4 protein-coding genes are annotated in these 2,926 nt (G+C 63.7%); 3 read left to right on the forward strand and 1 reads right to left on the reverse strand.

Going from position 1 to position 2,926, the window contains the following annotated elements:
- Positions 1-382: hypothetical protein (locus ACWELQ_RS42650; RefSeq protein WP_452402671.1), on the reverse strand; the 382-nt coding region annotated here is incomplete at its 3' end.
- A gap of 116 nt (positions 383-498) precedes the next feature.
- Here ACWELQ_RS42650 and ACWELQ_RS42655 point away from each other — a divergent pair.
- From ACWELQ_RS42655 to ACWELQ_RS42665, 3 genes are all read left to right on the forward strand, one after another.
- Positions 499-1,083, forward strand: coding sequence for a hypothetical protein (locus tag ACWELQ_RS42655; protein ID WP_452402672.1), 585 nt, complete (start codon positions 499-501; stop codon positions 1,081-1,083).
- Between the two features lie 124 nt (positions 1,084-1,207).
- Entirely contained in the window at positions 1,208-2,356 is a 1,149-nt protein-coding gene (locus ACWELQ_RS42660) for a hypothetical protein (protein ID WP_452402673.1), read from the forward strand.
- The gene (locus ACWELQ_RS42665; protein ID WP_452402674.1) at positions 2,316-2,846 is read left to right on the forward strand and encodes a CPBP family glutamic-type intramembrane protease; all 531 of its coding nucleotides are present in this window, start codon (positions 2,316-2,318) and stop codon (positions 2,844-2,846) included. Before ACWELQ_RS42660 ends, ACWELQ_RS42665 begins: the two co-directional genes overlap by 41 nt.
- Positions 2,847-2,926 lie beyond the last annotated feature (80 nt).

Consider the following 2,926-nt stretch of genomic DNA (forward strand, 5'->3'; position numbering starts at 1 on the left):
GCAAGATCTTCGGCCGCGCCACCGCCAAGGTACAACTCTCCTGATGCCCGTTCTGCCCGGGTCGGTCGCGGACGCCGACCCGGGCATTGTCGGTGACACCGGGTAGACATGTCTGGTGGCCAGATCCGTCGAGCACGACTTCGTCACCGATGTATTCATCAACTGCGCGCGCGAAATGTCCCGCTCCGAGGTCTTCGGCTACGCCGAGGCCGACCGCGGACTGTTCGACTTCGCATGCACGCTGACGAGCGACCATTCGCGAAATCTCGTGGGGCAGACCCTTACTCACCATGCCGCGGGCATCGATAAGGATCTGGCTTCGCTCCTGCATGATTCGGACAGCCATCTGCCCGTCTACCTGTATTCGAACGAGGCCCGTCATGTTGTGCGCGTTCAGGAGTTCTCCACAAGGCACGGCTACAGCTGCCCGGCCGGGTCGAATTGCTCCGTCACCTCCGATACCCCACGTTCGACGCCGACAACGACGACGAGCGTCGCTTGGTCGCCCAGGAGATCAAGTCTCAGATGGTCGACGACCTGCTGCTGAATGTCACTTTCGGTCACCTGAGCTCGACGGATATCGATCTGCTCCTGCTGAACACCGGGGTGCCCGGCCTGCTGTTGGCCATTTTGGACTACATCGCCACGAAGGGATTCGTGAATTTCCCCGATCTGGCGGGGGCTTTGGGCGCGAAGCCTGCCACCGTGCGCACCAGGGTCCCCGCCCTGGTGTCGGCGGGAATGCTCAGCCAGGCCATCGACTCGAGTTTCTTCCAGACGACGACCCGCGCCAGAGTGCTGTTGCGGATCAGCCACTTGCTGCTGACGGGCGACTCGGCGGGACCCGAACTTGCCTACATCCTCGACAAGCTCGGACTGGGCGGGCACCCCGAGATACAGGTCGCGGCACCCGCTGAACTGCTCACGATGCCGTACGATCCCCGCACGAAGCGGATCCGGTTTATGACCGAATTACATTACGCGAAAAGCCATTACGGCTCGAAGCTGGACGGAAAGGGGTATCTCCTGTCGACACGACCCGGCCTGCCCATACCTGACGATCTCGTCTGGATCGGGAGGTGAACCGCCCGTGATCCTCGATGATCTGACCAGGGACGCCGTACTCTCCGCGATCCGCGAGTTCGATTCATCGGGCCGCGACGACTTCCTGGCGAAGTACGGATTCCGTCAGGCGCGGTCGTATTTCGTGGTGTTGGACGGCAGATACTACGACTCGAAAGCCATCGCGGGTGCGGCACACGGTTTCCTTCGTGGCCGCAAGGCGCTGCAGCCGAAGGATTTCAGCGGCGGCGAGGCAACCGTCGCCAGAACACTCAGGGCGCTGGGATTCGAGGTGGAGCACCGGTCGGTCCGGTCCGATGCCGTGCCCGCTACCGACCCGGCGAGCACGACGGTGCCCGACGGTATTTCCGCCCAGCGTAAGCGACGCCCTCCCCCATGGGCCTGGACCGAATTGGTTCTGGCCTGCGATTTGACAGCCCGGCACGGCTGGCACGAACTGGACATCAATCATCCCGAGGTCCGCAAGCTATCGGATCTGCTGCGGCAGTTGCGGATCCACCCCGATACGGACCAGTTCGAGAACTTCCGGAGCACCGGCTCGGTCAGGTCCAAGATGATGAATCTGTCCGACTGCCATCCCACTTCGACCCGACGCAGCAGCAATGGCGGCGCGCTGGACAAAGAGGTCGTGGAAGCCTTCCGGACCCGACCGGAGGAAATGTTCGCACTAGCGGAGCAGATCCGTCGGGAGGCCTCCAGGTCGGACGACGACGCCGAGACTCGAGACGAATCGATCGGACAGATCCCTGACTACTCGACGATCGACTTGGCGCAGTTCCGACCGAGCAGCGAAGAAGTCCTCTACTCGGCCGTCAGGGCCCACATTCGCACCAAGAGCAATGCCCAGGTACGGCTGGTCGAGAGCTTTGCTCTGTCCACGACACTGCGCGATTTCCGGCTGCTGAGCAACTCGAGTACGAGCGATACGATCCTGGGCCGCGGTTCGCGACGATGGGTGGTCACACCCCGAGTCGTCCAGAACGGAAATGTCACCGCAGCCGTCCAAGGCGCTGCCGGTGCGCTGACCTTTGCCCGGCACTTCTTCTATCGCGACTCGAAATTCGACCTCGTCGCGTTGTTCGGCGAACCGATCGGCAAGGTCTATGTCGGCTACCTCGAAGAGTTGGGGATTCGCTCGGTGTGGCGCGTGCACGACGCCTGGGACGGTTCGCCCAGCGCCCGCGCCGATCTGCTGGTCTGCAACGATCGAGTTGGCGAATTAGGCTCTGGCCATGAGGATTCGGCGGTGGCGGCGGGCTTATCTGGCTGCTGAGTACGCGGCGTTGTTCTTCGGGGGGACGACGGTGTACAACGCGGTGTTGCGGGGGAAGCCGCCTATTCCGGCGTTATTGGTGTTGGGGACGGGGGTCACGCTGTATCTGCGGCGGTCGAAGGGGTTCGATCGGGGGTCGTTGTGGCGGGCGGAGGCGTTTCCGGAGCAGGCCAGGTCGATGGCGGTGACGGCGGCGGCCAATGCGGTGGCGTTGACGGCGGCGACGGCGGTGCTGCGGCGGGAGGATCTGTTCGCGTTGCCGCGGCGGAATCCGTTGGTGTGGCTGGCGGTGATGGTGTTGTATCCGGCGTTGAGCGTGTATCCGCAGGAGTTGATCTTCCGGTCGTTCCTGTTTCACCGGTACGCGCCGGTGTTCGGGGAGGGGCGGGCGATGGTCGCGGCGAGTGCGGCGGCGTTCGGGTACGTGCACATTGTTTTCGGGAGCTGGTTCTCGGTGGCGGCCAGCACCGTGGGCGTCCCGGAACGATAACGACCACCGGCCTCGGCGTGTCGGCCGTAATCGGATGCCGATGCGGGCCTTTCGCCGGAATCAGCCGCACCGGCACCGTC

It is taken from the genome of Nocardia sp. NPDC004722 (genome assembly GCF_053601505.1).

Excerpts from the sequence above, each read along its gene's own strand:
- ACWELQ_RS42665 (WP_452402674.1), top strand. The coding sequence starts at position 2,316 with ATGAGGATTCGGCGGTGGCGGCGGGCTTATCTGGCTGCTGAGTACGCG.